The sequence below is a fragment of the uncultured Sphingobacterium sp. genome (assembly GCF_964277905.1).
Classification (GTDB): domain Bacteria; phylum Bacteroidota; class Bacteroidia; order Sphingobacteriales; family Sphingobacteriaceae; genus Sphingobacterium; species Sphingobacterium siyangense.
The window spans coordinates 187,966-211,534 of sequence record NZ_CAXYKD010000043.1; the positions used below are offsets into that span (position 1 = coordinate 187,966).

The 23,569-nt window shown below is 38.4% G+C and carries 21 protein-coding genes and 3 tRNA genes; 11 read left to right on the forward strand and 13 right to left on the reverse strand.

Going from position 1 to position 23,569, the window contains the following annotated elements; all coding sequences use genetic code 11:
* Positions 1–19 precede the first annotated feature (19 nt).
* From ACHWSC_RS19275 to ACHWSC_RS19305, 7 genes are all read right to left on the reverse strand, one after another.
* On the reverse strand, positions 20–1,177 hold the full coding sequence (locus tag ACHWSC_RS19275) for an efflux RND transporter periplasmic adaptor subunit (protein ID WP_394677833.1): 1,158 nt from the start codon (positions 1,175–1,177) through the stop codon (positions 20–22).
* 26 nt (positions 1,178–1,203) lie between these two features.
* Complete coding sequence (locus tag ACHWSC_RS19280) at positions 1,204–2,529, reverse strand: TolC family protein (RefSeq protein WP_075992752.1); 1,326 nt, start codon at positions 2,527–2,529, stop codon at positions 1,204–1,206.
* Positions 2,530–2,537: 8 nt separating this feature from the next.
* Positions 2,538–3,125, reverse strand: a complete 588-nt coding sequence (locus ACHWSC_RS19285) for a TetR/AcrR family transcriptional regulator (RefSeq protein ID WP_158638758.1) — start codon at positions 3,123–3,125, stop codon at positions 2,538–2,540.
* Positions 3,126–3,419: 294 nt separating this feature from the next.
* On the reverse strand, positions 3,420–3,839 hold the full coding sequence (locus tag ACHWSC_RS19290) for a cytochrome c (protein WP_112376500.1): 420 nt from the start codon (positions 3,837–3,839) through the stop codon (positions 3,420–3,422).
* 1 nt (position 3,840) lies between these two features.
* Positions 3,841–4,488, reverse strand: a complete 648-nt coding sequence (locus ACHWSC_RS19295) for an SCO family protein (protein WP_120334303.1) — start codon at positions 4,486–4,488, stop codon at positions 3,841–3,843.
* Positions 4,489–4,589: 101 nt separating this feature from the next.
* Positions 4,590–5,012, reverse strand: a complete 423-nt coding sequence (locus ACHWSC_RS19300; RefSeq protein WP_394677834.1) for a transposase — start codon at positions 5,010–5,012, stop codon at positions 4,590–4,592.
* 40 nt (positions 5,013–5,052) lie between these two features.
* Positions 5,053–5,550 carry a PaaI family thioesterase gene (locus ACHWSC_RS19305; protein ID WP_394677835.1) on the reverse strand — a complete coding sequence of 166 codons (498 nt, stop codon included), beginning with the start codon at positions 5,548–5,550 and terminating at the stop codon, positions 5,053–5,055.
* Between the two features lie 91 nt (positions 5,551–5,641).
* On the opposite strand from ACHWSC_RS19305, the gene ACHWSC_RS19310 reads away from it, so the two are divergent.
* Positions 5,642–6,874, forward strand: coding sequence for an MFS transporter (locus ACHWSC_RS19310; protein WP_120334433.1), 1,233 nt, complete (start codon positions 5,642–5,644; stop codon positions 6,872–6,874).
* A 244-nt stretch (positions 6,875–7,118) separates the two neighbouring features.
* Here the strand turns inward: ACHWSC_RS19310 and purN are convergent, their stop codons facing one another.
* The gene (gene purN / locus ACHWSC_RS19315) at positions 7,119–7,691 is read right to left on the reverse strand and encodes a phosphoribosylglycinamide formyltransferase (RefSeq protein ID WP_070563826.1); all 573 of its coding nucleotides are present in this window, start codon (positions 7,689–7,691) and stop codon (positions 7,119–7,121) included.
* A gap of 157 nt (positions 7,692–7,848) precedes the next feature.
* On the opposite strand from purN, the gene ACHWSC_RS19320 reads away from it, so the two are divergent.
* A complete protein-coding gene (locus ACHWSC_RS19320; protein ID WP_088161680.1) occupies positions 7,849–8,343 on the forward strand; it encodes a thioredoxin family protein in 495 nt (164 codons plus the stop codon).
* A gap of 61 nt (positions 8,344–8,404) precedes the next feature.
* On the opposite strand, the gene clpB is transcribed toward ACHWSC_RS19320, so the two are convergent.
* A complete protein-coding gene (gene clpB / locus ACHWSC_RS19325) occupies positions 8,405–11,005 on the reverse strand; it encodes an ATP-dependent chaperone ClpB (protein WP_394677836.1) in 2,601 nt (866 codons plus the stop codon).
* 271 nt (positions 11,006–11,276) lie between these two features.
* Between clpB and ACHWSC_RS19330 the strand changes: the two genes are divergently transcribed.
* From ACHWSC_RS19330 to ACHWSC_RS19340, 3 genes are all read left to right on the forward strand, one after another.
* Positions 11,277–11,349: transfer RNA gene (locus ACHWSC_RS19330), tRNA-Thr, on the forward strand.
* 34 nt (positions 11,350–11,383) lie between these two features.
* A tRNA-Thr gene (locus ACHWSC_RS19335) sits at positions 11,384–11,456 on the forward strand.
* Between the two features lie 33 nt (positions 11,457–11,489).
* Positions 11,490–11,562: transfer RNA gene (locus ACHWSC_RS19340), tRNA-Thr, on the forward strand.
* A gap of 42 nt (positions 11,563–11,604) precedes the next feature.
* Here the strand turns inward: ACHWSC_RS19340 and ACHWSC_RS19345 are convergent.
* The 3 genes from ACHWSC_RS19345 to ACHWSC_RS19355 all read right to left on the reverse strand — a co-directional run bounded on the left by ACHWSC_RS19345 (position 11,605) and on the right by ACHWSC_RS19355 (position 14,089).
* Positions 11,605–13,017: an alkaline phosphatase gene (locus ACHWSC_RS19345; RefSeq protein ID WP_394677837.1), complete on the reverse strand. Its 1,413-nt coding sequence runs from the start codon at positions 13,015–13,017 to the stop codon at positions 11,605–11,607.
* A gap of 91 nt (positions 13,018–13,108) precedes the next feature.
* Positions 13,109–13,762 (reverse strand): NAD(P)H-binding protein, encoded by a 654-nt coding sequence (locus tag ACHWSC_RS19350; RefSeq protein WP_394677838.1) that lies wholly within the window; start codon positions 13,760–13,762, stop codon positions 13,109–13,111.
* A gap of 84 nt (positions 13,763–13,846) precedes the next feature.
* The gene (locus ACHWSC_RS19355) at positions 13,847–14,089 is read right to left on the reverse strand and encodes a hypothetical protein (protein WP_046673541.1); all 243 of its coding nucleotides are present in this window, start codon (positions 14,087–14,089) and stop codon (positions 13,847–13,849) included.
* 208 nt (positions 14,090–14,297) lie between these two features.
* Between ACHWSC_RS19355 and ACHWSC_RS19360 the strand changes: the two genes are divergently transcribed.
* Complete coding sequence (locus ACHWSC_RS19360; protein ID WP_046673540.1) at positions 14,298–14,483, forward strand: hypothetical protein; 186 nt, start codon at positions 14,298–14,300, stop codon at positions 14,481–14,483.
* A gap of 52 nt (positions 14,484–14,535) precedes the next feature.
* Here ACHWSC_RS19360 and ACHWSC_RS19365 read toward each other — a convergent pair whose 3' ends face one another.
* A complete protein-coding gene (locus ACHWSC_RS19365; RefSeq protein ID WP_075992742.1) occupies positions 14,536–14,988 on the reverse strand; it encodes an Lrp/AsnC family transcriptional regulator in 453 nt (150 codons plus the stop codon).
* A 122-nt stretch (positions 14,989–15,110) separates the two neighbouring features.
* Here ACHWSC_RS19365 and rocD point away from each other — a divergent pair, with 122 nt between their 5' ends.
* The 5 genes from rocD to ACHWSC_RS19390 all read left to right on the forward strand — a co-directional run bounded on the left by rocD (position 15,111) and on the right by ACHWSC_RS19390 (position 23,569).
* Positions 15,111–16,370, forward strand: coding sequence for an ornithine--oxo-acid transaminase (rocD, locus tag ACHWSC_RS19370; RefSeq protein WP_394677839.1), 1,260 nt, complete (start codon positions 15,111–15,113; stop codon positions 16,368–16,370).
* 3 nt (positions 16,371–16,373) lie between these two features.
* The gene (locus tag ACHWSC_RS19375; protein WP_394677840.1) at positions 16,374–17,339 is read left to right on the forward strand and encodes an arginase; all 966 of its coding nucleotides are present in this window, start codon (positions 16,374–16,376) and stop codon (positions 17,337–17,339) included.
* A 201-nt stretch (positions 17,340–17,540) separates the two neighbouring features.
* Entirely contained in the window at positions 17,541–19,163 is a 1,623-nt protein-coding gene (locus ACHWSC_RS19380; RefSeq protein WP_394677841.1) for a tetratricopeptide repeat protein, read from the forward strand.
* A gap of 206 nt (positions 19,164–19,369) precedes the next feature.
* The gene (locus tag ACHWSC_RS19385; protein WP_120334307.1) at positions 19,370–22,156 is read left to right on the forward strand and encodes a TonB-dependent receptor; all 2,787 of its coding nucleotides are present in this window, start codon (positions 19,370–19,372) and stop codon (positions 22,154–22,156) included.
* A 150-nt stretch (positions 22,157–22,306) separates the two neighbouring features.
* On the forward strand, positions 22,307–23,569 hold the full coding sequence (locus ACHWSC_RS19390) for a right-handed parallel beta-helix repeat-containing protein (protein ID WP_394677842.1): 1,263 nt from the start codon (positions 22,307–22,309) through the stop codon (positions 23,567–23,569).

Here is a 23,569-nt window from a genome sequence, read left to right on the forward strand (position 1 = left end):
CTTTAAAAAATTAATGGTGTTATTTTCCTTGAGGTGCTCCTTTGGCAGCCTGTTGGGCAGCGACAGCAGCATCAACTACTTTAACTCCATTTTGGACATTCATGGTACCGTCGACGATAATCTTTTCACCGTCTTTGACACCTTCTTTAATCACAATTTTATCACCAGCTTTAATACCTAATTTTACTTGACGTATTTCGGCTTTACTGCTATCATTCACCGCATAAAGGTTAAATACCCCAAGCTGTTCAAAGACCGCTTTGTAAGGTACAACAACTTCTTCTGTAGCCGAGGTTGTTGATACATTCATCGTAATATTCATACCAGCCCGCAATTCGTTGGCATTGTTCGGGAAAGTAGCCCGCACTTTGATTGTTCCGGTAGCAGGGTCAACTGCGCGGTCAATGGTTGTGATCGTTCCTTTGCCTTCATAAGTGCTTCCATTTGGCAATAAAAGAGAAAGGTCCGAAGAGGAATGGCTGCTTTGCAATTGGGTAAATTTGGCAATATCCTTTTCGTTTACCTGAAACTCAACAGCAATTGGACTGGTTGAAGACAAGGTATTCAATAGGGTTGTGCCTGGGTTAACTAAAGCTCCCAAACGCACCTGTGATATCCCTACAGTACCACTGAAAGGAGCGCGGATCGTCGACCGTGATAAGTTTGTATTTGCAGTGACCAATGCCGCACGAGCCGACTCTACCTGTGCCTGAGAAGCCGCTACATTTGATACTGCATTGTCAAAAACCTGCTTCGCAATCGCGTCTTTATCGGCCAATGTCTGGTAACGTGCTAAATCTCTTTTTTGTCGTTCCAAATCAGTCTGTGCGACCTGTAAGCTTGCTTTAGCTTGTTGGACAGCTGCGTTGTAGCGTGTTCCATCAATTTCATAAAGAGCTTGTCCTGCGGAAACTACTGCACCGTCAGAAACATATATTTTTGTGATATAGCCGCTTACTTCCGCATATAGATCTGCTTCGTTCAACGGTTTGACTGTTGCTGGATAGCTGATTGTACCTGTAACAGTCTCATGCGATGCGACACCAAAGCTGACAGGGACAACTTTTTCAGCCTGAGCCTGTGCTGCACCTTGCTTTTTTGCATCTTTATTTCCACAAGAGGTCCATACTAATGCCGTCCCAAGGAAGAAAGCGAATAATAATTGTCTTTTATTCATGATTTGTATTAGTTTCCGTTTATTGATTAATTTGTGTGGATTGCCCCAACTGCTTTCTGAACATCCAATTTACTTGACAATAGCGCATAAAGGGAGTTCAAATAATTGAGCTGTGTTGTTTTGAGATCAGTCTCTGCTGTCATTAAATCGAGGTAAGTTTTGATACCTTCGTCATATTGAAGTTTGATTGTCTCGTATACTTCTTTGGAGAGATCCACATTTTCTTTAGCTGTTTTCCAGTCATTTAAATTCGCATTATAGGTTGCCTTTGCCAACGAATATTCTGTGTTAATGCTGTTTTCTAAATTTTTGATATCCCAGTCAATTCTTTCTTCCTGCAATCTGGATTTATTGATTTGTTTTTTACGTTTAAATCCGTCGAAAATTGAAAAAGAAACATTTAGGCCAGCTACTGAACCCGGGAAATTGTCGGAATAAAGTTTACTGAATTTATCATTTCTATAGTTGAATGCGTAATTATAAAAAGCACTTACGCTTGGTAAATATGTCCATTTATAATACTGTGTGCTCAACTGTTGAATCTTTTTCGATGTTTCCAATTGTTGGAATTCAATTCGATTAGAGACACTTATTCCTGCAGTTGTATCAAGTAGAATCTCTGATTCCATACTGCTATTGTCAAATGAAAGCGTCAAATTTTTGCTTTTATCCAAAGCTAGCAATTGTTTAAGGTATTCGTATTTATATTTACGAAGCTCAACCGTTCTTTTCTCGTCAGCATTCGAATTTGCCAAAGCAATTTGCGCTCTCTTATAGTCAGTTTTATCAACTAAACCCACATCATATTGTGACTTTGCATCTTTCAATTGTTTTTGAAGGCGAGCAATATTTTCGCGAACAATCTTGATCTGCTCTTCCGAGGTAAGGATGTCATAATAGGCCTTACTGACCTCCACAACAGCTGTTATTTTTTTGTTCTCCGTATTTTGTTTATTACCGAGACGTACCAGCTCAGCGGCTTTTTTTGCCTGCATTAGCTCTGGATTAAGGATCTGTTGGTCTGCTTGAAGCGTTAAGGCACTCGCATTGTTCTGCCCCATTTTGATATTATTTCCGCCAATATTTGCTAATGGAACAATGACATTATAATTATAACTTCCTTTTAGACCCAATTGTGGGTACCAACCTGAAAGGGAGATGTCAATATCTTTTTCACCGATGGCCTCGTCCAATTGTGCTTGTTTTACAGAGATTTGATTACGTAAGGCGTAATCAATCAGCTGCTGAAGTGTTGCATTTGCCGGCAAGTTTTCAGATTGCTGTTGTGCAAATCCTGTATTACTCAAAAGCGACAGGGCCGCCAAGGAATAAACGATTCTATTAAACTTCATATATGTAATTAATTATTTTTTTCTCTATTAATAGCTCCATCCCAAATAATCCCAATTAAATCTTCTACATTCTGTTCAGAGAATTTGAGATCTTTAAATTTGATACTGTGAACAGTCGATAAGGCTACACCAATATAACTGGCCACCAAAAGATGGACGTCTACCTGTTTCAATATTTTTCGGTCAATGCCTTCTTGTAAAAAATCAACAACTTTATTTTGTCCACCTACAGGTTCTTGTATCTCAGCTTTGTTTTTCTCGTAATAAGGAGACGAAAAAAACTGTTCAAAAAAACTGAAGATATGCCCATTTTCTAAATAGAACTTGACAAAGTTGCGCCAGATATGAATAAAGGAATCTTTATAATCGAAATCATCTTTTATACCATCAAAAATGTAATCATTCAGTAATGTTCTACAATGCTTGAACAGTGCAAAGATTAGGTCATCTTTTGATGGAAAATAATGGTAGATAGTTCCTATTGCTACATCAGAATCTTGTGCGATTTTGCTCATCGGCGTTCCATGGAAGCCGTTTGTTTGTATAAGTTTTAGTGTGCTGGCAAGTACTGCCGCAATTTTTTCATTGGAATTCATCAATCGAACGTTCATTCGGTTGCAAAATTAACGATTAATTTGGATCCAAAATGTCAGAATATTGTTATAAATCAATAAATATAAAACGATTTGAACCAATAATACAATAAGGAAAAAAAGGTGAAATTGTTTTCAACTTTTTATTTTTTTTGATGGGCGGAGGGGAAGTAGTGCCAAGAGTGCCAGGGTTGTAGCTTGACTGTCGCTTGCAGATTGGCCCGAAGATCTTTCTTAGAGGAGGTGGATCGGTTGCATAGAAAAAAAAGCGTTGGCTTATAAAACCAACGCTTTTTTCTATTTACAATTTTTTAAATTTTTCTCCACTTCTTCCAGAGGATATAGATTCTTTCCTTTATTGATCTTGGTATTGATGTATGTTAATACATAAGCGATATCAATTGCAGAAAGATTTGAAGCGGGCATGGTATTATTAAACTTTTTGCCTGCTACTTCAAGCTCTCCTGAAGTTCCGTTCTTGATAATGCAAGCGAGATCTTGACGATGGGTTTGCAGAAAGGTGGTATCGGTTAGGGGAGGATAGAGATTTCCCAATCCTTCGCCTTTCTCTCCATGACAATTTTGACAATGTGTCCGGTATACCTTTTGACCATTAACCGCATATTGTGCCGTTTTGATATCAACTTCCTGCTGACAACCAATCAAGATCGATAAAATAACCCCGATCGTTATACTTGTTGTTAAGAGAATGCGCATGTTATTTTTTAGCCCCACTCAAGAGTAAAGGTAAATCGTTCATCAATTTTTTTACCTGCTCATCGTTTGTGCCGTCGTAGGCACCCCGAATTCTTTTATCCTTATCTATTAAGACAAGGTATCCTTGATGATCGTAACCTCCAGGTGCATTTTTATCTTCAGCGGTATAAACCAGGTATTGATTGGCTAGACCATATATTTCTGCTTTAGTCCCCGAAACAAATTGCCAGTGATTATTGGTTACACCCAATTTATTGGCATAATCTTTCAGTACATAGGGTTGATCGTATTTAAAGTCTATGCTATGGGACAGGAAACGAACTTCTTCATTATCCTTGTATTGCTGGTATATCTTTAATAGGTTGCGATTCATCGTCGGACAGATACTTGGACAATGGGTAAAGAAGAAGTTGGCGATATATACTTTGCCCTCAAAATCTTTGTCTGAAATCATTGTACTATCCTGATTGAGCAGTTTAAAAGGTGGAATAGTATGATAGACTGTATCTACGATTTGTTTTCCATCAACTGTTTTTTCTACAGCTTCTCTTTCGCCATAGATGGGTAAGCTTGTCTGGCTATTGTTTTTACAGGAAAATAAACCGAGTAAAAGGCCAGTTGCGCAGTAAAATTTAGTTATGGATCTCATGTGTTTAATAGTTTTGTTTGTTAAAGCTTGATTCCATCTTTACACGAACAATTTAATGTTAACCTAAAGAGGATCGGACTGTGTTATTTGAATTTTTGGATTTAAAAATTCTTTAATTTGTCTTGGCTTTCTTTAGAAACATTATCAAATATTTTTTTCATATCACTTACTTTTTGAAGCTCTGTTTCAAAATATTTAACATCTGTTGAATCTGGGTTATATCCTTTCATCCAGTCCATCATATGGTCTGTAGCACTTTCTAAATTAGCTTTCAATGTGCTTAGCTCTTTTCTTGTTAAATTGGTGTCTAAATCAGCCTTAGTTGTTTTTAGGTTTTTTAAATTTGCCAAAATAGAATCTATCTTAACAGCATCGCGGTCGAAATGAGCGATTTGAGGCATAATTTCATCATGTATCTTAATAGTTGAATCTTGCATGGCTTTTACACCTGTTGCACCATTTCCCTGAGTTCCACATGCTGCTATTGCCAAGGATGCGATAGCTACAAACGCGATTTTATTCATGTTTTTTGTTTTTTGGTAATTGGACAAATATATTAATTTCTTATGGCTCAATATTTCGATTTCTGGAAGGGAATGTAAAATTCAAGTCACGAATATAGGTTTCACAACGTACCGTGGCACAGAGATCGCCAGACTTATCTTTAATTTCCAGTGTAAAATCCTTTACTACTTTGCCTTTTGTGCGGATAATATGAGCACATTCTTCAAGGATTTCCTCGGAGAGTTGCACAGAATATTCCACGCTGGTTTTGCCGGGTTTCTTAAAGGTGATCTGTGATGATTTTAACCAGGCCACCGTTTTCTTAAAACCAATCTTTTGAAGATACTGATCAATGAGGATGGGGAATATTGGATCTGCTGCAGAAAAGATCGTTCCGCCAAATAATGTTTTGTTGGTATTGATATTGAATGGTGTCTTATAAATTTTTACTTTGGCGCCTTGGAAGCCGGGGCTAATTTTTTTAACCCAGATTCCCTGAAATAGAAATGGTGGGTAAATACGTAATAGCCATGTTAAGGCAATTGGACTATATCTCATGATGCAAAAATAAAACAATGTGTCGGATTATTTTTCGAAATCTTGGTTTTATAGCTTCACTATGGTATTTTTACAGATCAAAAAACCTAAAATGTCAACAATAAAAGAAAAACAATCCAGCAGAAAAGTATGGTTACTGGTTATGATTGCGTCACTGGGCTATTTCGTCGATATCTACGATTTGATTATTTTCTCCATAGTTCGTATTCAGTCCTTCACTGATATTGGCGTCCCTGCGGAAGAAATGCGGGTAAAAGGTGAATTTGTGCTCAATATGCAAATGGGCGGTTTGTTGTTGGGTGGAATTCTTTGGGGGATTATAGGGGATAAATTTGGACGTTTAAAAGTGCTTTTTGGATCGATTCTTTTATACTCTGTAGCGAATATTGCAAATGGTTTTGTACATGATGTGCTTATGTATGGTATTATTCGTTTTATAGCGGGCGTTGGTTTGGCCGGAGAACTGGGGGCGGGAATTACCTTGGTTTCTGAAAGTATGCATAAATCAAAACGCGGTTATGGGACCATGTTGGTTGCCGGTGTCGGTGTTTTAGGCGCTATATTGGCCTATTTTGTATCGGAAGAATTTGACTGGCGAACGGCCTACTTTGTCGGTGGTGGAATGGGCTTACTGTTGCTACTGTTGCGCATTGGCTCTTTTGAATCAGGATTATTTAAGGATCAAGATAAATCGGGTGTTGTGAAAGGAGATATCCGTATGCTTTTTACAAATAAAAGCCGGTTAAAACGGTATGTTAACTGTCTCTGTATTGGTCTTCCAATCTGGTTTGTTGTCGGTGTTTTGGTCACACAGGCTCCGGAAATTGGCAAGGCCTTGGGGGCAACAGGTACACTGAGTGCTGGTCAAGGGGTGATGTTTACCTATATCGGTATTTCTATCGGGGATGTACTGGCAGGAATATTCGCACAGATTTTAAAATCCCGCAAAAAAGTGGTGTTTATATGTCAATTAATTATCATTGGAAGCTCACTATGGTATTTATTGAGTGATGGTATTACAGCGACAAAGTTTTTAAGCCTTGCTTTTATAATGGGCTTAGGAGTAGGGTATTGGGCAACCTTTGTGACTATCTCAGCGGAACAATTTGGTACAAATCTCAGAGCAACTGTTGCAACGACGGCCCCCAATTTTGTACGGGGTGCACTCATTCCGTCAACAATGCTATATGGACTTCTAGTAAATGCATTTGGAATTGTGCCAGCAGCAATTACAATGGTTGTCGTTCTTTCGGGTATAGCAATTTATTCGTTGACCCAGTTAGAAGAAAGCTTTGATAAAGATTTAGACTACCTGGAAGAGTAGTCAATAAATAGCTATTTTTTTCGTCCAGGACATTTTTTACAGCGTTTGCCTTCTTTATATTTTTTGCAACACTTTTTAAAGCAGGCACAAGAAAAGTCAGAAAAAGGGTTCATAGCCGTATTCCGAAACTGAAACAACCCAGCTTTATTTTCTGACTCATCGATCTCCAACACAGATTCAATAACTTCGTTCATAATACAAAGTTACAATTTGTTTAAAACAATTCTAAATAATAGAATTGTTTTTACATTTTTTTGATAAGATTTTCAATTATTTTAGGGAAGTACTGATGTTCGAGTTGCTGCCCTTTAAATTTAATAATGTCTAAAGTATCGTTGGGATCCACTTTGAATCGTGCTTGGTATATAATTTCCCCCTCGTCAAAATGTTCATTTGCGAAGTGGATCGTAATGCCATGTTCCTCTTCCTTATTGGCCAAAACGGCTTTGTGTACATGGTCACCATACATACCTTTGCCACCATATTTTGGTAGGAGAGCAGGATGTATATTTATAATTTGATTTGGAAATGCTTTCAGAAGGTTATTGGGAACGAGCCAAAGAAAACCCGCCAAAACAATCAGATCAATATTTAAGTTTTTAAGAATATTGACAACGTTGTCGGTTTTGTAAAATTCGTCACGATCAAATATATGTGCAGGTATTTCAAAATTGTCGGCTCGTTGAATAACGTAAGCATCAGGGTTATTGGATAAAATCAAGGCAACCTCAGCTTCATCTGAATACTTGAAATGTTCCATTATTTTTTGAGCATTGGACCCTGAACCTGAAGCAAAAATAGCAATTCGTTTTTTCACGATTAATAAGTATTAATAGATTTGATCGATTTAAAAATTAGCCCAAACTTACGGATTTTTTGTAAAAAAACTAAAATAATAGTTGACTGAAGCGCATTTTTAAGTATTATTGATTAAAATTAATTGAATAGTCACTGTTGGTTTAAATTTCTTTAACATGAGGTTCCTTTGTTCCCTATTTTTTGTAAGTGTATTTTTCTTATTTCAACCTGTTTTTGCACAGGCACCCAAAACACTTCCATCATTTACTTTTGATGAGGTCTATCAGGCTAACAAGTTTAATTCGGACAAGCTTCCAAAATCGGGCTATATTGTGTTGGATTTTTACGATCCGGGTTGTGGCCATTGTCAGAAAATGGGCGCTGGTATCGCACAGCACTTGTCCAAATTCAAGAATGTATCCTTCTATTTTATCTCCATGAATGACAAGCCTTATGTCGATGGATTTATTAATATGCATGCGAAGGCATTGAAAAGTGCCCCAAATGTCAAATTCTTGTTTGATGCTGGAACTCAATTTATTGAAAAATTTAAACCAAGCAATTACCCTTCGCTCTATATCTATGATGCAAAAACCAAAGTATTGGTACAGCATTTGGACGGCGAAGACGATGTAAACAAGTTGTTAAAAGCTTTAGGTATTACAGGTTAAATGTTTAAAAATTAGCAATAAAAAAAAGAACGTCCGATAGTACTATCGGACGTTCTTTTTTTTATTGTTCTTGTTTATTGATGAACACAAATTTACCGTCGAATACATCCAGACGAATAATCGAATCGCGATTTACTTTTCCGGATAAAATTTCCTTTGATAATTCATTTAAAATTCGTTTTTGAATAACACGTTTTAATGGCCTAGCCCCATAAATAGGGTCATAACCAAGCTGTGCCAACCAATCCATTGCTTCATCAGAAGCCGTAATGAATATATTTTGTTCGGCCAGCTGTTTCTGAACATGTGCAAATTGTAAACGAACAATATCTCCAATTTCGTCTCGACTTAATGGCGTAAACATAATCACTTCATCGATACGGTTCAAAAACTCGGGACGAATCGACTGTTTTAAAAGATCGAAGACCTCATTCCGTGTTTTGGCGATAATTTCATCCCTATTATCATCGGTCAGATGACTGAAATTCTCCTGTATAATGGCTGACCCCGTATTGGAGGTCATAATGATAATGGTGTTTTTGAAGTTTACCGTACGACCTTTGTTGTCTGTAAGATGGCCATCATCCAATACCTGCAATAGGATATTGAATACATCGGGATGAGCTTTTTCAATTTCATCTAACAAAACAACAGAATAAGGTCTTCTTCGGACTGCTTCAGTCAACTGTCCGCCTTCATCATAGCCGACATATCCCGGAGGCGCTCCGATTAAACGAGACACTGCGTGTCGTTCTTGATATTCCGACATATCAATACGAACCATGGATTGTTCGTCGTCAAATAAGAACTCGGCAAGTGCTTTTGCAAGTTCGGTTTTTCCGACTCCGGTAGTCCCCAAAAATATGAACGATCCTATTGGCCGTTTCGCATCATTTAATCCAGCACGTGATCGACGAATGGCATCGGAAATAGCTTCTATTGCTTCATCCTGACCGGCGACACGTTTATGAAGCTCTTCCTCTAGATTCAATAATTTTTCGCGTTCTGATTGAATCATTTTACTCACAGGTATTCCCGTCCATTTTGCAACAACATCAGCAATGTCTTCTGAAGTAACTTCTTCTTTGAGCATACGCTTACTTTCTTGTTTTTCGGCGAGTTCAGCCTTTAGTTTGTCCACTTTTTCTTGCGCTTCTTTAATTCGCCCATAACGAAGTTCTGCTACCTTTCCATAGTCTCCGGAACGTTCGGCCTGCTCAGCTTCGAGTTTGTAGTTTTCAATATTCTCAATCTCTTGATTGACATTGTCAACAAGACTCTTTTCTTCTTGCCACGATGCTCTCAGCGTATCTCTTTCTGCAGATAGATTAGCGATACTTTCCGATAGTTCTGCAACTTTTTTATCGTCATTTTCACGTTTCAAAGCTTCACGCTCGATTTCCAATTGCATGATACGACGTTCAAGCTCATCGACAGCTTCCGGTACAGAATCCATTTCAAGGCGCAATTTGGATGCTGCCTCATCAATTAAATCAATCGCTTTATCGGGTAGAAAACGATCGGCAATATAGCGCTGTGACAATTCCACGGCAGCAATGATAGACTCATCCAGAATGCGTACCTTATGGTGTGTTTCGTAGCGTTCTTTGAGGCCACGGAGAATGGAAATGGCATCTTGCGTGTCAGGTTCTTCAACCATAACTTTCTGGAACCTGCGCTCCAATGCTTTATCTTTCTCAAAGTATTTTTGGTATTCGTTTAAGGTTGTCGCTCCAATTGCACGTAGTTCACCTCTAGCTAACGCCGGTTTGAGGATATTAGCCGCATCCATTGCGCCTTCACCACCTCCAGCACCCACCAATGTATGGATTTCGTCGATAAAGAGTATAATGTCTCCATTTGAATCGGTAACTTCTTTTACAACCGCTTTTAGACGTTCTTCAAATTCACCTTTATATTTAGCTCCGGCAACCAAAGCGCCCATATCTAAGGAAAATACAATCTTAGATTTTAAGTTTTCAGGTGCGTCGCCTTTAATAATTCTGTAAGCAATACCTTCCGCGATAGCCGTTTTACCAACCCCAGGCTCACCGACAAGTATCGGGTTGTTTTTGGTACGACGGGAGAGTATCTGCATCACACGTCGAATTTCCTCATCACGGCCAATCACAGGATCCAATTTGCCGGATTCGGCATATTCATTTAAATTTCGGGCATATTTTCCCAAAGCATTGTAGGTGGCCTCCGCATTTTGATCGGTTACCCGACTGTTTCCGCGCAATTCTTTTATGGCGGTCTTTAAGTCTTTTTCTGTAACGCCCTGTGACTTAAGTAATGTTGAGGTCTTATCAGAAGTTGCCAGAATACCCAATAATAAATGCTCTACCGAGACAAATTCATCATTGAATTCTTTGAGATAGCCCTGTGCTTTCTGAAGTGCATTGTTGGCATCGCTACTTAAATAAATATTGCTGCCACTAACCTTAGGAAAACCTTCAATTTGTTTGTCAAGTTCAGTTCCGAGATAGCTGATGTTGACATTTAACTTTTTTAATAAGTGGCTGACAACATTTTCATCCACTGTGAGTAAAGCTTTTAAAATATGCGCTGTCTCAATCGCCTGTTGTTGATGGCCAGCCGCAATTTCGGAAGCTTTTTGTATAGCCTCTTGGGCTTTAATTGTATAGTTGTTAAAATTCATTTTTATTCTCTTATTTAAAGTTTCGTTGATACATATTGGTTATAACAATTGAAGTGCCATTCGGGTTTTAAGCTATACTTCGGAAAAAATGGCAATAATTTTTATTGAATCATGACAAATTTTCAGTTATCAAAAATAATGCGCTTGATTTTTAAATAATTGGCTTAGCAGGGTATAAAATTCTTGAAATCGACTTGCATTTTTGGTTTAAGCTTTCGATATTTGCAGCATCTTAAAACGGTCAGACGTTGTAAGATTGAAAAGAAGTAACGCCTCTTTAGCTCAGCTGGTAGAGCAACTGACTTGTAATCAGTAGGTCATTGGTTCGATTCCGATAAGAGGCTCTTTTAAGCAACATGCATTAAACTTCTTTAAAAAGCCTCTTTAGCTCAGCTGGTAGAGCAACTGACTTGTAATCAGTAGGTCATTGGTTCGATTCCGATAAGAGGCTCTTTGAGCGACACTCATTAAAATTCATTTGAAAGCCTCTTTAGCTCAGCTGGTAGAGCAACTGACTTGTAATCAGTAGGTCATTGGTTCGATTCCGATAAGAGGCTCATAAAAAAGATCCCCAAGATTTCTTGGGGATCTTTTTTTGTTTAGTCCAAACTAAGTTTTGCTGCTGTAGCGATTTTCTTTGGTATATCTGTGTTATCCATTTTCTGACTGAATTGCTCGGAGCCAACTCCGATCGCATATACCGGTGCATAGGCGGCCGAATGGTTGTTAGAGGCCCAGCTTATTGATCCCATCCGATTTAAGATTGAAATACTCAATGCGGCTATTTTGTCGTCGCTTGCGTAAAGGCTTTTTGCGGTTTCATTTTCGTGATCGACAAAGCTTTTTTGATAGGCAGCTTCTAAAGCACTACGATCAGTTTCATGGATTGTAATTTTGGAAAATAAACCAGTTTGAGCAGCAATGAGATTCTTGAGATCGTCCCATGTTGCATTTGGATTATTCTTACGAAGGGCGCCAATTGCGTTCGAAAGTTCTGCATGCGAGGTTTTTTGGTGGGACAAGAATTTTGTTTTCAGCGAAGAACTTCCATTACCGACACCTAATCCTCCTGTTTCATGGTCCGCTGTAACGACTATAAGTGTTTCATTTGGGAATTTTTTATAAAAATCATAGGCGAGTTGCACGGAGGCATTGAAATCCAATACTTCCTGAATTGTTGTAGCCGCATCATTTGCATGGCATGCCCAATCAATTTTTCCACCTTCAATCATTAAAAAGAAACCATTTGTATTGTTTTTATGCAGTGAAGTGATAGCTGCAGATGTGATATCTGCCAATTTTAAATCACTTGGCTTTTGGTCTATGGCATATTTAAGGGCATCTATAGGACTGCCATCTGAATTCATCAATATGATCTTATCTGATTTATTTGGTAGTTGTGCATAAGCATCTTTTCCTTTAAGCACTTTATAGCCGGCTTTTTCTAATATGGGGAAAAGCGATGGCGCCTTTTTATGATCAAATGTTGTTTCGGGTTTGAGAAAATTGGATCCGCCAAAAAAATCAAAATTGGAAGTGACAATTTCTTTACCGATTTCATAATACATGTCGCGGTCTGCTTGGTGCGCATAAAATGAAGCTGGGGTAGCGTGGTCTATGCTGACGCTTGTAATAATACCGACTTTCTTTCCTTTTTGCTTTGCGGCATAAGCTATACTCTTATAGGGGACAGTTCCTGTACTGTCCATACCGATAACGCCATTTTTGGTTTTTTTTCCAACGGCTAATGCGGTACCTCCAGCGCCTGAGTCCGTTACGCCATTGGAGAGTGAATGTGTGGAGGCAAATCCAACATGAGGAAATTGGGTAAACACAAGTGGGATGGGATTATCTTTATGCTGTACTTCAGCTTGATGAATTTCGGTGAGATTAACCTGGTTGAGGCCCATGCCATCACCAATTAAGTAAAAGATGTATTTTGCTTCTTGGCCAAAAGAGGGGAAAACATGTACAAAAACGAGGAGAAACAGAAATAAAACGTGTTTTTTCATTTGAATGGTTGTTATTTTAAAAAAACACAAATTACAGCCTTAGGATTAGCTTACTGTTAATTCAATATTATGAATTGTTTTTTTACTTGTTTCAACTGGTTTCTGCTGCTAATTTCTGGATATCTTTCACGGTTACTGTATGGATACCTGTTGTGTAGTGATTTATCGCCTGTAACATTGCCATAGCAACTTGTCCTACTGAAAGAGGCTCGTATGTTTTGAATAATCCTATTGTATTAAAGATACGAAGGGCAGCTATAGCTGTTTTTTCACCCAAGCGATCTGTATTTGGTCGGATTAGTCCTCCAGGCTGGAAAATAATAAGCCGATTGAAATCAAGTGCCTTAACATCCTGTTCAAGGCTTCCTTTCATGCGGTTATAAAAAATTTTTGATGCAGGATCCGCAAGAACAGCCGATAATAAGAGAAAGGTAGGAAAACCATTTTTTTTAGCCAATGCCGCAAATTGCAAATTAAGATCATGATCTATTTTCCATTGTGCATCTTTACTGCCTGCGTCTTTTAATGTGGTGCCAAGGCAGGAAATTGCGACATTGCCCTGTATCACTTGCTCAAAATCCGTTAGATTTTCGAAATCTACGATAACCTGTTTCAATTTAATGTGCTCCTTAAACGAGACACGTCTTAAAAGCACTACGATTTCCGTAATTTCCTTAGATTTTAACATCAATTGAACGAGCGCCCTTCCTGTAGCGCCAGAACCGCCTATTAAAACTACCTTCATTATTTCCTTACTTCTTTTCTTTACTAATTATCTTGTATTAATTGCTTTACTGAGCGTTATTTGCCGAGATGATTGAGCATGCAATTAATCTTTATAATTAGGCTTGCCAGGAGTAAAGCGAACAATAGATTGATCCAATCGGAGGGTGTCTGCGACGGTAATTAAGTCTTCTTCGACGATAAAATTTTGATCAATAGCGGTTTTTATTGTCGTAAAATCCTCTTGATCGGCGTCCTGAAAATAGAGGAGGGATTGAATAGTAGATACAGCCACCAGTTCGAGTAATTCGTCTTCACCTTCGTATCCAACGTAGAAAAAATCTGCCATAACAATGATATTTGATGTTATACGAATATACTTTTTTTCTTTTTAAAATTTGTCAATTAGCGCGAGAACTTATTGAATTGTGATAAAGGCTATGTCAAAAAGTTGTTGAAATTTGAGTTTCTTTTAGACAGATGTGGGTAGCCATCGTAAAATACATTATATTTGAAATAGTCATTTTAAAGATAATTAACAATAAGTTTTGATAACGATGGATAAAGAGCAGATACAAAATTGGTTGGACAATGGTTATGACATACTTCATCATGGAAGACCTGTGAAAGTTGAAGGTGATTTGTGGGATTATATCGATGGATTGGGAAGTTATGAAAATGTGTATGTTTTGCGCGAATTGATCTATTGGACGGAAGAAGAGTTGGCAAATATCGGTAAATAACGTGGAGACCCTGAAAAATCATATTCAGGATCCCGTCGGTTGTTGCCTTGTGCTAGAATATAATATTTCGCTTGAAGGCACAGCCTAATTCAATAAGGGAATCTGTTTTTGCAATTCCTGGAATGCTATCGATTTTTTCATAAAGCAATTGTCGCATATGTTCGTGGTTCTTAGCAATAATTTTTACATATAGCGTGTAATTGCCCGTAATGTAATAGCATTCTGTAACTTCTGGTATTTTCTTAAGTTCTTCAATAATTCGGCTCGAGTCATGATCTTTTTCTAAACTTAGCCCTGTAAAAGCACCCCAATCATAGCCTAGCTTTTTTTCATTTAATACAGGCTTTATACCCGCTAGTATTCCTTGTTCCGTCAATCGGTTGATTCGTTGATGGATCATCGTATTGGATACGCCCATAGCTGTTGCTATCGCAGAGTAGGCCATCCGTCCATCTTCGTCTAAATATTTTAAAATTTGTAAATCAAAATCATCGATATTATTCATTGTAGAAAGTGGTTTAAAAGTTAATTTTAATATTTATATGCTAATTTAGTGTTAAATTTTATTTTTCAGTCAATAAAAAAGTAAATATTGTATATTTGTTATTATTAGAAAAAATCTGAATTATGAGTACAGTAGCTAAACATGGTAAGGGCGAGATGTTCATTGCCAAAGAAGAAAAATATGGAGCGCACAATTACCATCCGCTTCCAGTCGTATTGGAAAGAGCTGAAGGAGTCATGGTGTGGGATGTTGATGGAAAATCTTATTTTGATTTCTTGTCTGCATATTCTGCTGTCAATCAGGGACACTGCCATCCGCGAATTATAGATGCTTTAAAAGAGCAAGCTGCGAAATTGACACTTACATCGAGAGCGTTTTATAATAATAAATTGGGCGATTTTGAAGAAATGCTTTGTCAGTTATTTGGGTTTGATAAGGCTTTGGTGATGAATTCGGGAGTTGAAGCGGTAGAAACGGCAATGAAGCTTTGTCGTAAATGGGCCTATCAGGTGAAAGGTGTAGCAACCAATCAAGCGAAAATTGTTTTTGCCGAAGACAATTTCCATGGTAGGACAATCTCTGTTATATCGGCATCCAATGATCGTACTGCAACACATGAATTTGGTCCCTTTTTAGATGGCATAGTACTCGTTCCCTATAATGATGTTGATGCGCTAGAACAGTTATTCAAAGCAGATGAAAATATTGCTGGCTTTATCGTTGAGCCAATTCAGGGCGAAGCGGGTATTGTCGTTCCTGATGAGAATTATCTGATGCGTGTGAGACAGTTATGTACAAAATACAATGTATTGTTTATTGCAGACGAAATCCAAACAGGTATTGCTCGGACGGGAAGTATGTTGGCATCCTATGATATCGATGCTGCGCATAGTCAAAGCAAACCAGATGTTCTGATTTTGGGGAAAGCTTTATCGGGCGGTGTATTGCCGGTATCGGCAGTGTTGGCAAATGATTCCATTATGTTGTGTATTAAACCGGGCGAACATGGTTCGACTTATGGTGGAAACCCATTGGCCTGTGCAGTGGCTATGGAAGCGTTAAATGTTGTACGGGATGAAAATTTGACGCAACGGGCGTTTCAGATGGGGGCATTGTTTTTGGATGGATTGCGTCAGATTGCTGCTAAGTGCTCGTTAATTACAGAAGTGCGAGGAAAGGGGCTCTTGACTGCCATTGTAATTGATGCGGATGAAGAAAGTGATTTGGCCTGGAATATCTGTCTCAAATTTAAAGAAAATGGACTTTTAGCGAAGCCTACACATGGTAACAAAATTCGATTGGCTCCGCCGCTGGTTATTACAAAAGAGCAAGTCGAGACTTGCTTATGGATCATTGAGCGATCGTTGACTAATTTGAAATAGTGTATGGAGAAAATGATTGAATTGATCAAAAACAGATCGGATATAGGAGCAGGGACTAGGGGTTCAGATCTGGGCATCGACGCCATCGAGATAGCTGCAATTAATAAAGGAAGTCAATATTTCATTAACTATCCATTTGTTGATGTGCCAACTCGAAATAGCTCCATTTATCAGAATGATAATCATCCTTTTGCGAAACATATTCAGCAGATTTATGAACAATGCAAACAAGTAGCTTCCACCGTTGAAGATAGCTTATCTTCCGGCAATTTTCCATTGGTGTTTTCAGGGGATCATTCCTCCGCAATGGGGACGATCAGTGGTATAAAGTCCGCTTATCCTGATAAACAACTTGGTGTGATCTGGGTAGATGCGCATGCCGATATTCATTCTCCGCACACAACACCTTCTGGTAATATGCATGGAATGCCTTTAGCGGCGATGTTGAATGAGGATAATATCCCATGTAAAATCAATGAAATAGACGAATCGACACAAGAATTTTGGAATAAACTAAAACGAATAGCTGGCCCAGTAGGTAAAATACTATCCAATCATTTGATTTATTTTGGTGTAAGGGATACGGAAGAACCGGAAGATCTGGTCATTGAACGACTTGGCATTAAGAACTATCGTGTGGAAGATACGAGACAGCGCGGAATAACCGATTGTGTGGCTGAAGCATTGAAAATCCTAGAAGCATGTGATATGGTTTATATCTCTTTTGATGTGGATAGCATGGATAGTGAATTGATCTCGGATGGCACGGGAACACCAGTACCTAAGGGGTTTTTGCCAAGGGAGATTGTGTTGATTTTAGAAGAGATTATCCGATCTGGAAAGGTGATTTGTTTTGAAATTGTTGAAGTTAATCCGTTATTGGACAATAAAGGTAATAAAATGGCAGAGGTGGCATTTGATATATTAGAACGGATCACTCCGCTCATTGAATTGAAATCGAGTAATTAACCGGTTTTGGGATTGTCTATTTTCAAGCCCTTTTATTGATGTGTATCGTCAATAAAAGGGCTTTTTTAATAGTATATTGGTGAGCTTGGCGGATAAAAATAAGTCAGCCTTCCTTATGTTAAAACTCGTATTGCTTTATGTGATTTAATATTGTGTTAACATGTTTCATGTACATTTGCAATTCGATTATTTACGTTAAATATGAGGATTTCTGATAAAATTATTTTGTTTCTACTTTTTTTTATACAGCTTTTTTTGTGTCACCCGGGTACTGCGCAGGTTGAATCCTTTAAGGATATTAGAGGATTAAGTCAAAACCATCCTGATTCTGCAATTATGCTCGTCAAAAAACGTTATGCAAAAGCTGTTACGGATAAAGACTTATTATTACAAGCCAATTGTTTACAGGCGATTGGATGGTTATGTGTTAATCAGGGACATTATGGACAGGCGCAGGACTACTATTTTCAAGCCGATCGAATCTATACGCAATTAAATTCAAAACAGCATCTTGCTTCGAATTGGAGTGATATCGGGGAGCTCAATATTTTCAACAAACAACATGATGTAGCGAAAGTTTATTTTAACAAGGCGCTACATTCTTTCCGAACAGAGGGGGATAAAAATGGAGAGGCAGGTACATTAGGGAATATAGGTCATTTATTTGAAAAGGAAGCGAACTACGACTCCGCCTTTGTCTACCAGAATCTTGCTTTGTCCATTTATAGCAGTGCGGGTAATAAAAATGGAGAAGCCAAGATCCATGAAAATTTGGGCAGTATTTATGAAGATCTTGCAAGGTATGACAGCGCCTTTTTTCATTTTGAAAAAGCAAGTACCCTCTATACGGAAACAAAAGACAATTATGGAAAAATTGTGGTCATAAATAATATGGGCGATATTTTTAGAAAGACCAATAAATATCCAGAAAGTATCAAACTCACGCAATTGGCCTATCAGATGGCGGAAAATTTGGGTGATGTGTATCAAATGGCTGCTACGACAAAAGATTTGAGTAGGACCTACGCCTTGCGTGAGCAGATGGATAGCGCATATTTTTATGCAGAAAAGAGCCGTAAGTTGGTGCTTGAACTATATAGCGTAGATGGTGCTCGACATACCGCTTTTTTTCAGGCGCTCTACGATATGAATCAAAAAGCTGAGGAGATTGAAAAATTGCAGGTAACAAAAAGAATCAACTTAATCATGCTGTGGGGAACAATCGTGGTTTTAATTTTGTTAATTGTATTATCCTATGTATTGCATAGTCGTCAGAAAATTAAGATCAAAAATCAGATTACTGAATCGCGAAAACAGGAGGCCGAACGTGAGTTGACTGAAGTAGCCCTTAAAAACCAGTTGCTTGAAGATAAGCAGCTCAAACAAGAACTGTCGCTCAAGCAAAAGGAATTGACATCCCATACCTTAAATCTAATCCGTAACAATCAATTTTTGGAAGAACTTCGTGATGAATTAAAAGGAATGGTTAAGGACGAACGCCGGGATCAAAAACGACAAATGCAGAAGTTGGTGTTGCAAATCAATGAAAATATTACGCAGGGCATCCATTGGAAAGAGTTTATGGGAACTTTCGAAAAGGTACATCACAGCTTTTTTGAAAAACTTATTCAACGATTTCCAGATTTGACGGCAGCGGATATGCGGTTAATAGCATTGCTTAAAATAAATTTGAATAATATCGATATTGCCGTCTTATTGGGCATATCACAAGATAGCCTTCGTGTTGCCAGACATCGATTGCGAAAAAAATTAAGATTGGAACAAGGAGAGGATCTGACGGGTTATCTCGTTGGTATTTCATAATTTTTTAACACAGGAGTAATAGAATGTTAATGGCGTGTAATTTGTTTTTAAGTTGCTGTTTGATAGTGTTTTATATCTTCTTGTTTCCTTGCTGTATAGTGCTCTTTTTACCTTGTTTCCTTGTTGTAACGCTAGATATTTTGTGTGATTAAAATTGGCTGCCATCTTTGCGACAACAATCAAAGATTCATAATAATCTAAGCAAAATGAAAAACTTTTTAACGGTATTACTTGCCTCCAGTATTTCGGTCAGCGCTGCTTATGCGACCAAAATCAAAGGTAAGGTATTGGATGGTCAGACTGGTGAAGCCATTGCTGGTGCAACAGTGTTCTTGGAACAGAGTGGGCTATCGACCAAAACACAATTGGATGGTTCGTTTGAATTCAAAGGATTATCTGCAGGTGTGGATAGGGTTCATATCAAGCATATGGCCTATGCCGAATTAATTAAAGAAATCGAAATTCAAAAAGAAAATACACCTCATTTTATTTTTCAGCTTACGTCTACCGAACAGACATTAATGGAAGTAACCATAAAAGGACGTCGGAATGGGGGGGATGATGATCCTAGTGCAAGGCGTTTGGAAAAGAATGCGTCACAAATTATGAATGTTGTTTCGGCGCGTGCAATAGAGATTTCTCCGGATATCACCGTTGCAAATGTTGTACAGCGTGTTTCGGGTGTATCTATAGAAAGAAATTCGAATGGCGAGGGACAATATGCTATTCTGAGGGGGATGGATAAACGTTACAATACCACTTTAGTGAATGGTGTAAAGGTTCCAAGTCCGGATAATAAATACCGTTATGTGCCTTTGGATTTATTTCCTTCAGATATGTTGGAACGCTTAGAAGTCTATAAGTCGCTAACACCAAATATGGAAGCCGACGCGGTGGGTGGAGTTGTCAATATGGTTATGAAATCGGCGCCGACTAAATTATTGCTTCAAGCAAATTTGGCAACAGGCTACAGCCAACGTTATTTTAATCGTGATTTTGGAAGCTTTTCAACAGGCGGAACCTCAGCTAAATCTCCCTACGAACAGCATGGGAAGAATTACAATGCAACCGCTGCTGATTTTAATAAGGGAGCATTAGATTATACCTATAAAAAGCCCCTTCCAGATCTTGTAGGCAATTTGACAATAGGCAATCGGTATTTGGATGATAAATTGGGTGTTATTTTGGGTGCGAGTTATCAAAATTTACATCGAGGTAGTCGTTCTATTTTCTACAAATCGGCTGTCGTTGGCGTAAATCCCAATGCGGTAATTACTGAGCAGAGTGATCGTCAATATGATGAACAGCAACAACGCTTAGGTTTGCATAACAAGATCGACTATCGATTTAATCCAAATCATCGGATTAGCTTTTATCAAATGTATGTGAATTTAAATAACATGCAATTGCGTGATGCTGTAAATACGATATATAATGGCCAGTATGATCCCAGTATTGGTAAAGCCGAACTGACCTATGTGACAAGAAGCCGAAAAACACAGCAACAGATCTACAATGGTACGCTACAGGGGGATCATCATTTTTTAGATAATCGTCTGAATGTCCGTTGGTCAGGTGTGCTTTCTTCAGCGCGCAATCAATTGCCGCAAAATACGATGATCAGTTTGGATGGAGTAGAAGAAAATTTTGAACGTAAAAGGACTTCTCTCGTGAATAAATCTCCTGTAACCTATCGTTGGGAGCGGAATACCGATAATGACCATGCAGGCTATTGGGATGTAGCTTATAAAGTTCCAATGGAAAACAGTAAGCTGGAGCTATCGACCGGAGGTTTGTATCGTGATAAACAGCGTAGTAGTTTTTACAATAACTACAACTTATCACCAGCTTCGGCAGAAGAGGCAAAGTATAAATACGGCGTGGATTTTCAGCGCTATACCGATCTCAATTTGACTGTTACCAATCCTACTGGAGCTGTCGCAAATCCATTAACTTACGACGCCGGTGAGAAGACAACAGCATTGTATGGCATGTTCAATTATGAGAATGACAAATGGCAGATGATCGGAGGGATCCGGATGGAGCATACCAATCAGAATTATAAATTATTGTTTCCTGCAGGAGAAAAAAGACCAGAAGGATCTCAAATTTATACAGAGTGGCTGCCAAGTTTGACCATGAAATATCATTTGGACGAAAAACAACAGCTTCATGCGGCCTATTATCGTGCGTTAAACCGACCTGGGTTTTATGAAATTGTACCCTCAAGTGTGGTTAATGAAGAGTTTTTAGAAAAAGGAAACCCAGATTTAAAACATGCCTTAGCAGATAACTTCGATTTAAGGTATGAATTATTCCCTGAAGCTTCCTCTCAATTTCTTGTGGGTATGTTTTACAAGAAAATCAAAAACCCAATTGAATATACCTTTCAACCGGATGAGGTTCGTAAGCAGGATGTATACTACACCCCCGGTAATTTTGGTAACGCCAACAACTTTGGTCTCGAGGTTGATTATATCAAGTATATCCAAAAATTTGGTGTTAAGGCCAATTATACCTATACACATTCACGTATAACGACCGCCAAGATGTCACGTAGAATCAATGAAACCACACAGGACCCTGAAGCGATTATCGTGGATCAAACGAGGCCGCTATATGGGCAAGCTGCACATGTGGCCAATCTATCACTACTTTACAAAGATGCTAATAATGGCTGGGAAGGACAGTTAGCTGGATCTTATACCGGCTCACGAATCAATACAGTGTCGCAATTTTTGAACGATGATTTATGGCAAAAAGGATTTGTTCAGTTAGATGCTTCTATTGAGAAGAAATTTAAAGCTGGCTGGGCCATTTTTGCCAAAGCTAACAACATCTTGAATACACCAATGGAATTGTATGTGAAAGGAACAAATCCCGAAAATGAGAAGATCGCCGAAAAGCTTATTGAAGGCGGAAATACATTGATTAGAAAGGATTTGTATGGGCAGAACTATATCCTTGGTTTACGTTATTCGTTTAGTAAATAATAGACCCGCGTAAAACAGGGCATGTTTTAATCTGAACATGTGCGACGTTAAATAAGAACAGTTTGTTTCGGTGAAGCTTTCACTTTTTTGGAAAGCCAATGTTTTGGATAAGTGAAATCTGCTTCATCATTAAAAATTAAATATATACAGATGAAAAATAAATGTATTTTATCGCTTCTAGCGTTTTTTATTGTGGTGCTAAGTGCCTGTGAAAAAGCAAATATAGATGTTGATACTTCTGATGCTGATGGAAGTGCTATAGGTGAAGTCTCCGGTGTGTGGAGCAAAGGGAGTGTGCAGCATATCAAGGGAGATATTATTATTCCCGAAGGCAAGAGCCTGACGATTGAGGAAGGTGTAACCGTATTGATGGATTCTGTCAATAAGCCTGAAATTGTTGTTTTGGGTAATTTGTATGCACTAGGTACAGCTGAAAATCCTGTAAAGTTTACAGTTGAAGATGGGTATAAGACGAAGACGAATGAATTTGGTAAGTTATGGGGAGGAATTTTAGCCGCTCCAAGCTGCCAGGAACTTGTTTTGGACAATACCGTCATTGAATATGGTGGTGCAATTACATCGGATGCGTCGACTTCTGTAAAAATGGGCCTGTATAAAAAAGTGTCTGGTGAAGCTTTGCCAGCTTTGTGGTTCTCAAATCCAGACGGAAAGCTAGTTGTTCAAAATAGTACTGTAAGTCATTTTCACGAAGACTGTACGTATATTGAAGGAGGAAAAATCATTTTCGCTAACAATCGTTTCTTTTCTAATGGGGTGACAGGTGGAGAAGCGATGAATTTCAAATCCGGATGTCTTGCAGATGTTGCTTATAACCTAGTGTATAGTGTAAATACCAATGCATTAAAACTATCCAATTCGGGAGACCGTACACCTCAGGCTTATATTATTGTTTATAATAATACCATGCTCAATACAGGCTGGCGTAGACCTACAGCCAAAGGAGGTTCCATATGGCTAGAAGCCTCTGTCAGAGCAGAAATTTATAATAATCTTTTTGCCAATACACGTTTTGGAGTCAAACGTGATCCTAAAAAACCAGAAGATAGCCGTTCTGTGTCAGGTAATAATTGGTATTATGGTTACGGTCAATTGACTGTAGATCAGTTTCAGGTCGGTAAAAATGATATTGTAGGCGGTAGTAATGATGTTAGAGGTAAAGTGGCAGGGGAGAATAATCCTAAATTTGTTTCTTATCCTTTAGAAACATCAGTTGACAATTACGTATTTGATTCAACCTGGGATTTTCATCTTCAGGGGAATTCACCTGCATTAAAGGCCGGTACTTTGGCTTTTAAACCCCATTTTACGAGCGGCCTGGTGATGTCAAACGGCCTAACATATAATTCTCCTCAGCCTGCAGCTTATGTTGGGGCATTTGGTTCCAAATTCTAA

Coding starts and splice junctions, on each gene's coding strand:
- ACHWSC_RS19345 (WP_394677837.1), bottom strand. CDS start 13,017: ATGAAAAAACACGTTTTATTTCTGTTTCTCCTCGTTTTTGTACATGTT.
- ACHWSC_RS19295 (WP_120334303.1), bottom strand. CDS start 4,488: ATGAGATCCATAACTAAATTTTACTGCGCAACTGGCCTTTTACTCGGT.
- ACHWSC_RS19360 (WP_046673540.1), top strand. CDS start 14,298: ATGGATAAAGAGCAGATACAAAATTGGTTGGACAATGGTTATGACATA.
- ACHWSC_RS19355 (WP_046673541.1), bottom strand. CDS start 14,089: ATGGCAGATTTTTTCTACGTTGGATACGAAGGTGAAGACGAATTACTC.
- ACHWSC_RS19375 (WP_394677840.1), top strand. CDS start 16,374: ATGGAGAAAATGATTGAATTGATCAAAAACAGATCGGATATAGGAGCA.
- ACHWSC_RS19275 (WP_394677833.1), bottom strand. CDS start 1,177: ATGAATAAAAGACAATTATTATTCGCTTTCTTCCTTGGGACGGCATTA.
- ACHWSC_RS19320 (WP_088161680.1), top strand. CDS start 7,849: ATGAGGTTCCTTTGTTCCCTATTTTTTGTAAGTGTATTTTTCTTATTT.
- ACHWSC_RS19280 (WP_075992752.1), bottom strand. CDS start 2,529: ATGAAGTTTAATAGAATCGTTTATTCCTTGGCGGCCCTGTCGCTTTTG.
- ACHWSC_RS19350 (WP_394677838.1), bottom strand. CDS start 13,762: ATGAAGGTAGTTTTAATAGGCGGTTCTGGCGCTACAGGAAGGGCGCTC.
- ACHWSC_RS19365 (WP_075992742.1), bottom strand. CDS start 14,988: ATGAATAATATCGATGATTTTGATTTACAAATTTTAAAATATTTAGAC.
- ACHWSC_RS19310 (WP_120334433.1), top strand. CDS start 5,642: ATGTCAACAATAAAAGAAAAACAATCCAGCAGAAAAGTATGGTTACTG.
- ACHWSC_RS19380 (WP_394677841.1), top strand. CDS start 17,541: ATGAGGATTTCTGATAAAATTATTTTGTTTCTACTTTTTTTTATACAG.
- ACHWSC_RS19300 (WP_394677834.1), bottom strand. CDS start 5,012: ATGAATAAAATCGCGTTTGTAGCTATCGCATCCTTGGCAATAGCAGCA.
- ACHWSC_RS19290 (WP_112376500.1), bottom strand. CDS start 3,839: ATGCGCATTCTCTTAACAACAAGTATAACGATCGGGGTTATTTTATCG.
- ACHWSC_RS19385 (WP_120334307.1), top strand. CDS start 19,370: ATGAAAAACTTTTTAACGGTATTACTTGCCTCCAGTATTTCGGTCAGC.
- rocD (WP_394677839.1), top strand. CDS start 15,111: ATGAGTACAGTAGCTAAACATGGTAAGGGCGAGATGTTCATTGCCAAA.
- ACHWSC_RS19285 (WP_158638758.1), bottom strand. CDS start 3,125: ATGAATTCCAATGAAAAAATTGCGGCAGTACTTGCCAGCACACTAAAA.
- ACHWSC_RS19305 (WP_394677835.1), bottom strand. CDS start 5,550: ATGAGATATAGTCCAATTGCCTTAACATGGCTATTACGTATTTACCCA.
- clpB (WP_394677836.1), bottom strand. CDS start 11,005: ATGAATTTTAACAACTATACAATTAAAGCCCAAGAGGCTATACAAAAA.
- ACHWSC_RS19390 (WP_394677842.1), top strand. CDS start 22,307: ATGAAAAATAAATGTATTTTATCGCTTCTAGCGTTTTTTATTGTGGTG.